This window comes from Streptomyces sp. NPDC046203 (assembly GCF_040646255.1).
Lineage (GTDB): Bacteria > Actinomycetota > Actinomycetes > Streptomycetales > Streptomycetaceae > Streptomyces.
In genome coordinates this window covers 107,070-114,344 of record NZ_JBEYZX010000019.1, presented here as the reverse complement: position 1 = coordinate 114,344, position 7,275 = coordinate 107,070, and the positions used below count along the sequence as shown (strand labels likewise).

Genomic DNA, 7,275 nt, shown 5'->3' with positions numbered 1-7,275 from the left:
ACCGCGGCGGCGAACGGAGCGATCTTCGCCTCCGCCAGCGAGCGGACCGTCTCCCGGAGCATCTCGTGCTCCTCGGACAGGCGATACAGGTCGAAATCAGCGGATCCCGCCACCGTCACACTCTCCCAGGCTTGTTAACTACCACTAAGTAACCCGCATGGTAGGGCGAGATCAGGTCCCGATCCAGGGTTCCGCGCGGCCCCGACTATGCTCGGGCAGGCATTCCGCCCGACCTCACTGGAGTTCGCATGGCCCTCAAGATCACCGTGATCGGCACCGGCTACCTCGGCGCCACCCACGCCGCGGCCATGGCGGAGCTGGGCTTCGAGGTCCTCGGCCTCGACGTCGCCCCCGAGAAGATCGAGATGCTCGCCGCGGGTCGCGTCCCGATGTACGAGCCGGGCCTGGAGGAACTCCTCGCCCGCCACGTCGACACGATCGAGGGATCCACCGGCCGGCTGCGCTTCACCACCTCCTGGGACGATCTGGCGGCCTTCGACGGCGACGTCCACTTCGTGTGCGTGAACACGCCGCAGAAGCACGGCGAGTACGCCTGCGACATGTCGTACGCCAACTCCGCCTTCACCTCCCTCGCCTCGGTCGTCCGCGGCGACGCCCTGGTGGTCGGCAAGTCGACCGTGCCGGTCGGCTCGGCCCAGCGGCTCGGCGGGCTGCTGCCCGAGGGGGTCGCGCTGGCCTGGAACCCGGAATTCCTGCGCGAGGGCTTCGCCGTGCAGGACACCCTGCACCCGGACCGCATCGTCGTCGGCGTGCCCGAGGACGCGGCCGGCGAGCGGGCCGTGAAGGTGCTGCGCGAGGTGTACGCGACGCCGCTGGCCGAGGGCTCGCCGCTCGTACTCACCGACTACCCGACCGCCGAGCTGGTCAAGGCCGCGGCCAACTCCTTCCTCGCCACCAAGATCTCCTTCATCAACGCGATGGCGGAGGTCTGCGAGGCGGGCGGCGGCGACGTGGCCAAGCTCGCGGAGGCGATCGGGCACGACGAGCGGATCGGCTCGAAGTTCCTGCGGGCCGGCATCGGCTTCGGCGGCGGCTGTCTGCCCAAGGACATCCGCGCCTTCATGGCCCGCGCGGGCGAGCTGGGCGCCGACCAGGCGCTGACCTTCCTGCGCGAGATCGACTCCATCAACATGCGGCGCCGCGCGTCCATGGTGGAGATGGCGCGCGAGGCGCTCGGCGGCGGCTTCCTCGGCAAGCGGGTCGCCGTGCTCGGCGCGACCTTCAAGCCCGACTCGGACGACGTCCGCGACTCGCCGGCCCTGAACGTGGCCGGTCAGATCCACCTCCAGGGCGGCCAGGTCACCGTCTACGACCCGAAGGGCATGGCCAACGCCCGCCGGGTCTTCCCCACCCTCGGCTACGCGGACTCGGCAATCGACGCCGTGCGCGGCGCGGACGTGGTGCTGCACCTCACCGAGTGGCGCGAGTTCCGCGACACGCTCGACCCGGCCGAGCTGGCCGGCGTCGTCGCCTCGCCGGTCATCCTCGACGGACGCAACGCCCTCGACCCGGCCCGCTGGCGCGAGGCCGGCTGGACGTACCGCGCGATGGGGCGCCCGACCGCCTGACCTGCTGAATGACGGCCTGGCTTGTCGGGTCTGCCGGTGCCGGCTGTCGGCTGCCGGCTGCCTGATCCGCCGCGTCCACTGACGAGTGAGGGGCCCGGTCCCGTACGGATATCCGTACGGGACCGGGCCCCTCAGCCGTCTACGCACCACCGCGTCTACGCGCCTGTCACCGGCGCCGGGAGACGCCTCAGGCCATCGACGCGATCGTCGCCACCGACGGGCTCGTCCTGCTCTGCCGGTCGCGGGCCACGGCCTCCGCGTCGCGCAGTACGCGGACCGCGTTGGACCAGGTCAGCTTGGCCAGGTCGGCCGGCGACCAGCCGCGGGTGAGGAGTTCCGCGATCAGGTTCGGGTAGCCCGCGACGTCGTCGAGGCCCGCCGGGGTGAAGGCGGTGCCGTCGAAGTCGCCGCCGATGCCGATGTGGTCGATGCCGGCGACCTCGCGCATGTGGTCGAGGTGATCGGCGACCGTGGCCGCCGTCGCGATCGGGCGCGGGTTCTCCGCCTCGAAGGCGCGGTGGACCGCCATCGCGTCCGGCGTGGTGGCCAGGTGGTGCAGCCCGTGGGCGCGCATGTTGGCGTCCGCGCGGGCCGTCCACTCCACGGCGGCGGGCAGGATGAACTTCGGTACGAAGGTCGCCATCGCCACGCCCCCGTTGCCGGGCAGCCGCTCCAGGACGTCGTCCGGGATGTTGCGCGGGTGGTCGCAGACCGCGCGCGACGAGGAGTGCGAGAAGATCACCGGCGCGGCCGAGGTGTCGAGCGCGTCGCGCATCGTCGTCGCGGCGACGTGCGAGAGGTCGACCAGCATGCCGGTGCGGTTCATCTCGCGGACGACCTCGCGGCCGAACGGGGTGAGCCCGCCGTGCCGGGGCGTGTCGGTGGCCGAGTCCGCCCAGTCGTTGTTCTCGTTGTGGGTGAGCGTCATGTAGCGGACGCCCAGCGCGTGCAGGGCACGCAGGGTGGCGAGGGAGTTGTCGATCGAGTGACCGCCCTCGGCGCCCTTCAGGGAGGCGATCCGGCCTTCGGCGCGGGCCGCTTCCATGTCGTCGGCGGTCAGCGCGGGCGCCAGCTCGGAACCGTAGCGGGCGAGGAGCTGGTCGACGGCGTCGATCTGCTCCAGGGTGGCGCTGACGGCGTGGTCGCCGGCGAGCCGGCCCGGTACGTACACCGACCAGAACTGGGCGCCGACGCCGCCGGCCCGCAGCCGGGCGAGGTCGGTGTGGAGCACACCGCGCTGGTCGCCGGAGACGTCGAGCTTGTCGAGGTCGTAGCCGCAGTGCTCGCGCAGTGCCCAGGGGAGGTCGTTGTGACCGTCGACGACCGGGGCCTCGGCGAGGAGTTCCAGCGCCTCGGCGAGCCGGGCGGACGCCGCCTCGCTCACGCCGGGAGCACTCTGCGCGCCCTGGGTGCCGGCAGCGCCCTGGGTGCCCTGCGTACCCGCAGAGTCCTGGGTGCCGGTCGGGTCAGCCGCGCCCGCGCCGTCCGCCGCGCTCATCGGGCGAACCCGAAGGACGCCGAGCCCTCGACCTTCTGACGGAGCCGCTTGCCCTTCTCCGTCGCCTGGTCGTTGAGCTTCTGCTGGAACTCCCGCATCCGCTCCTGGAGCGCCGGGTCGTGCGCGGCGAGCATCCGGGCGGCGAGCAGGCCCGCGTTGCGGGCGCCGCCGACCGAGACGGTGGCGACCGGGACACCGGCCGGCATCTGCACGATGGAGAGCAGCGAGTCCATGCCGTCGAGGTACTTCAGCGGCACGGGTACGCCGATGACGGGCAGCGGGGTGACCGAGGCGAGCATGCCCGGCAGGTGGGCCGCGCCGCCGGCGCCCGCGATGACCGCCTTGAGACCGCGTCCGGCGGCCTCCTCGCCGTACGCGATCATCTCGCGCGGCATCCGGTGCGCGGAGACGACGTCGACCTCGTACGAAATCTCGAACTCGTCGAGGGCCTCGGCCGCGGCTTCCATCACGGGCCAGTCCGAGTCGGAGCCCATGACGATGCCGACGAGCGGGTGTCCGGCGGGCGTGTTACTCAACGATCGTCCCTCGCAGGTAGTCGGCGGCGTGACGGGCGCGCTCCAGCACGTCGTCCAGGTCGTCGCCGTAGGTGTTGACGTGACCGACCTTGCGGCCGGGCTTCACGTCCTTGCCGTACATGTGGATCTTGAGCTGCGGGTCGCGGGCCATGCAGTGCAGGTACGCGGAGTACATGTCCGGGAAGTCGCCGCCGAGCACGTTGCTCATCACGGTCCACCGCGCGCGCGGGCGCGGGTCGCCCAGCGGGAGGTCGAGCACGGCGCGGACGTGGTTGGCGAACTGCGAGGTGATCGCACCGTCCTGGGTCCAGTGACCGGAGTTGTGCGGACGCATGGCCAGCTCGTTGACGAGGATGCGGCCGTCGCGGGTCTCGAAGAGTTCGACGGCGAGGTGGCCGACGACGTCGAGTTCCTTGGCGATGCGCAGCGCCAGTTCCTGCGCCTGGCCGGACAGCTCCTCGGAGAGCCCGGGCGCGGGGGCGATCACGGTGTCGCAGACGCCGTCGACCTGACGGGACTCGACGACCGGGTACGCCACGGCCTGGCCGTGCGGGGAGCGGACGATGTTCGCGGCGAGCTCGCGCGCGAAGTCGACCTTCTCCTCGGCGAGGACGGGGACGCCGGCGCGGAACGCGTCCTCGGCGTCCTCGGGCGTACGGACGAACCACACGCCCTTGCCGTCGTACCCGCCGCGCACGGTCTTGAGGATGATCGGGAATCCGTCGCCCTCGGCGGCGAAGGCCGCCGCGTCGGCCGGGTCGGCCACGAGGCGGTGGCGTGGGCTCGGGGCGCCGATCTCGTCGAGCCTGGCCCGCATCACCCCCTTGTCCTGGGCGTGCGCGAGGGCCGCGCGGCCGGGCCGGACGACGACGCCGTCCGCCTCCAGGGCCGCGAGGTGCTCTGCGGGCACGTGCTCGTGGTCGAAGGTGATCACGTCACAGCCCCGCGCGAACTCGCGCAGCGTGTCCAGGTCGCGATAGTCGCCGATGACGACCTCGCTCACCACCTGGGCCGCCGAGTCCTGCGGGGTGTCACTGAGGAGCTTGAACTTCAGGCCGAGGGGGATGCCCGCCTCGTGGGTCATACGGGCGAGCTGCCCGCCACCGACCATGCCGACTACCGGGAACGTCACCCTCTTAGGGTATCCGCACAAGTTCCGGCCACTCGTCCGGCTGTGTTTTGCGACAGCGGGCCGGGGTTCGGGGGCGGGATCGGGCGCCGGCTCGGGCGGGACTCAGACGCGTCTGGGGCGTGCTTGGGGCGTGACTCGGGCCAGGCTCGGGGCGGGACTCGGACCGGGACCGGACACGGATCGCGAGCGCGCGGGCGCGGATCGCGAGCAAGGGGGGCGGGCGGCCGTACGGGTGGTTAGCATGGCGTGGTCAATGCCTTCTTCCGCGCGCCCCCGGTGCGCCCCCGAAGGCTCCGCGCAGTCCCCCTGCCCTGGCCCCAGGCCCAGGCCCCCGAAGCCCCGAAGCGCTTTCGAAGCACTCCCGAACGGACAGGACAGAGAGCCATCACGATGAGTGAACCCGGCACACTGCGTCCGCGGATCGAGCGCCTCGCCCGCGAGGTCGCCAAGTTCGGCCTGGTCGGCGGTGTCGGCGTCCTGGTCAACATGGGCGTCTTCAACCTGGTGCGGCACTTCTCCGACCTGCCGGTGGTGCGGGCCAGTCTGATCGCCACCGTCGTGGCCATCCTCTGCAACTACGTGGGGTTCCGCTACTTCACGTACCGCGATTGCGACAAGTCCGGCCGTACCCGTGAGATGACGCTGTTCCTGGTGTTCAGCGCGATCGGCATGGTCATCGAGAACGGTGTCCTGTACGCGGCGACGTACGGCGCGGGCTGGGACACCCCGTTGCAGAGCAACTTCTTCAAGTTCTTCGGCATCGGCGTCGGAACGCTGTTCCGCTTCTGGTCGTACCGCAGCTGGGTCTTCAAGGCGATGCCGGTGGAGTCGTCCGGGGCGGGGAAGCCGTCCGGGGCGGGAGCGGGGGCGGCGTCCGCGTCCGGGACGGCCGTACGGAGTGCCGAGGCGCTGCTGGAGAAGACCCCGCGCCAGGCCACCCGCGACACCCGCAAGCAGCCCGACCGGGTCTGAGCGGGTCCGAGCAGCCCCTGCCCGCAGCCTGCGGGCCTCCCGGGCCTCCCGGTCCTCCAGACCTCCGGGGCCCGCCTACCGGACCGGGCGCTCCGGCTCCGGTTCCGTACGGCCGCGCACCTCGCGGCTCAGGAAGAGCGCGAAGACCGGCGGCTGCTGCTGGAGCAGTTCCAGCCGGCCACCGTCCGCCTCCGCGAGGTCCCGGGCGACCGCGAGCCCGATGCCCGTGGAGCTGCGTCCGCTGACCGCCCGCTCGAAGATCCGCGCCCCGAGGTCGGCGGGGACGCCCGCGCCCTCGTCGGTGACCTCGATCACGGACTGGTTGCCGGTGACCCGGGTGCGCAGCGCGACCGTGCCGCCACCGTGCATGAGCGAGTTCTCGATCAGCGCGGCGAGCACCTGGGCGACCGCGCCCGGGGTGGCGACGGCCCGCATGCCCTGCTTGCCGGAGTGCACGATGGCCCGGCCCGCGCTGCGGTAGGCGGGCCGCCACTCCTCGATCTGCTGCTTGACGACCTCGTCGAGGTCGAAGGCGACGGCGGAGCCGGTGCGCGGGTCGCGCGCGTTGGTCAGCAGCCGTTCCACCACGTCCGTGAGCCGCTCGACCTGCGTGAGCGCGATCGTGGCCTCCTCCCGGACCGTCTCCAGGTCGTCGGCCACCGCGACCTCCTCCAGGCGCATGGAGAGCGCTGTGAGGGGCGTACGGAGCTGATGGGAGGCGTCGGCGGCGAGCCGGCGCTCGGCGGTGAGCATCCGCGCGATGCGTTCGGCGGAGGCGTCCAGGACGTCGGCGACCCGGTCCAGCTCGGGCACCCCGTACCGCTTGTGGCGGGGGCGGGGGTCGCCGGAGCCGAGGCGTTCGGCGGTCTCGGCGAGGTCGGTGAGCGGGGAGGCGAGCCGGTTGGCCTGGCGCACGGCGAGGAGCACGGCCGCCACGACGCACAGCAGCGCCACTCCGCCCGTGGTCAGGGAGGTGCGGACGACCTCGGCGGTGATCGTGGAGCGGGGCTCCTCGACCACCACGACCTCGCCGCGCTCGCCCTCGGCGTGGCCTCGGACGACCCCGCCGTCCGGGCGGGCGCCCAGCTCGATCGGGTCGCGGCCGGGGATGGAGACATGGGCGTACCGCTTGGCGCCGCTCTGGTCCGCCAGGATGGCGGGGGTGACCGGTTCGCCGCCGATCAGCCGGCTGTCGACGATCGACACGATCCGCAGGGCCTCGGAGTCCACGCTCTCCTGGGCGCCCGCGGTGATCGTGCGTGACTCGACGAACACGAGCGATCCGCCGAAGACGGCGATGACGACGAGCACCACGGCGAGCGTGGAGTTGATCAGACGGCGGCGCACCTGGTCACGTACCCAGTTCTCTCGTTCTGTCTGTCGTTCCGGGGCGGGGCGGGCGGCTCGGGTGCCTCGGGCGGGAGGCTCGGACATCCCGGGCGCACCGGGCGCACCGGGCGCACCGGGCGCTGTCGCGCCCGTAGGCGTGCCCGCGCCCCGCTCCGTCCCGGAGCCGGGGGCTTCGGTCCCCCGGCCCCTTCCGTTCCT

General features: G+C 72.5%; 6 protein-coding genes. 2 read left to right on the top strand and 4 right to left on the bottom strand.

Translation table 11 applies throughout. From position 1 onward, the window contains the following. The first annotated feature begins 248 nt into the window (after positions 1-248). On the top strand, positions 249-1,589 hold the full coding sequence (locus ABZ990_RS16875) for a UDP-glucose/GDP-mannose dehydrogenase family protein (protein WP_361231510.1): 1,341 nt from the start codon (positions 249-251) through the stop codon (positions 1,587-1,589). 187 nt (positions 1,590-1,776) lie between these two features. Here the strand turns inward: ABZ990_RS16875 and ABZ990_RS16870 are convergent, their stop codons facing one another. The 3 genes from ABZ990_RS16870 to ABZ990_RS16860 are packed head-to-tail and all read right to left on the bottom strand — an operon-like array spanning position 1,777 to position 4,734. Next, the gene (locus ABZ990_RS16870; protein WP_361231508.1) at positions 1,777-3,087 is read right to left on the bottom strand and encodes a dipeptidase; all 1,311 of its coding nucleotides are present in this window, start codon (positions 3,085-3,087) and stop codon (positions 1,777-1,779) included. Then, positions 3,084-3,581 carry a 5-(carboxyamino)imidazole ribonucleotide mutase gene (gene purE, locus ABZ990_RS16865; RefSeq protein WP_361231525.1) on the bottom strand — a complete coding sequence of 166 codons (498 nt, stop codon included), beginning with the start codon at positions 3,579-3,581 and terminating at the stop codon, positions 3,084-3,086. Before purE ends, ABZ990_RS16870 begins: the two co-directional genes overlap by 4 nt. Positions 3,582-3,615: 34 nt before the next feature. Then, on the bottom strand, positions 3,616-4,734 hold the full coding sequence (locus tag ABZ990_RS16860) for a 5-(carboxyamino)imidazole ribonucleotide synthase (protein ID WP_361231523.1): 1,119 nt from the start codon (positions 4,732-4,734) through the stop codon (positions 3,616-3,618). A 411-nt stretch (positions 4,735-5,145) separates the two neighbouring features. Here ABZ990_RS16860 and ABZ990_RS16855 point away from each other — a divergent pair, with 411 nt between their 5' ends. After that, positions 5,146-5,727: a GtrA family protein gene (locus ABZ990_RS16855; RefSeq protein ID WP_361231506.1), complete on the top strand. Its 582-nt coding sequence runs from the start codon at positions 5,146-5,148 to the stop codon at positions 5,725-5,727. Positions 5,728-5,802: 75 nt separating this feature from the next. Here ABZ990_RS16855 and ABZ990_RS16850 read toward each other — a convergent pair whose 3' ends face one another. After that, positions 5,803-7,074, bottom strand: coding sequence for an ATP-binding protein (locus ABZ990_RS16850; protein ID WP_361231504.1), 1,272 nt, complete (start codon positions 7,072-7,074; stop codon positions 5,803-5,805). Positions 7,075-7,275: the final 201 nt, after the last annotated feature.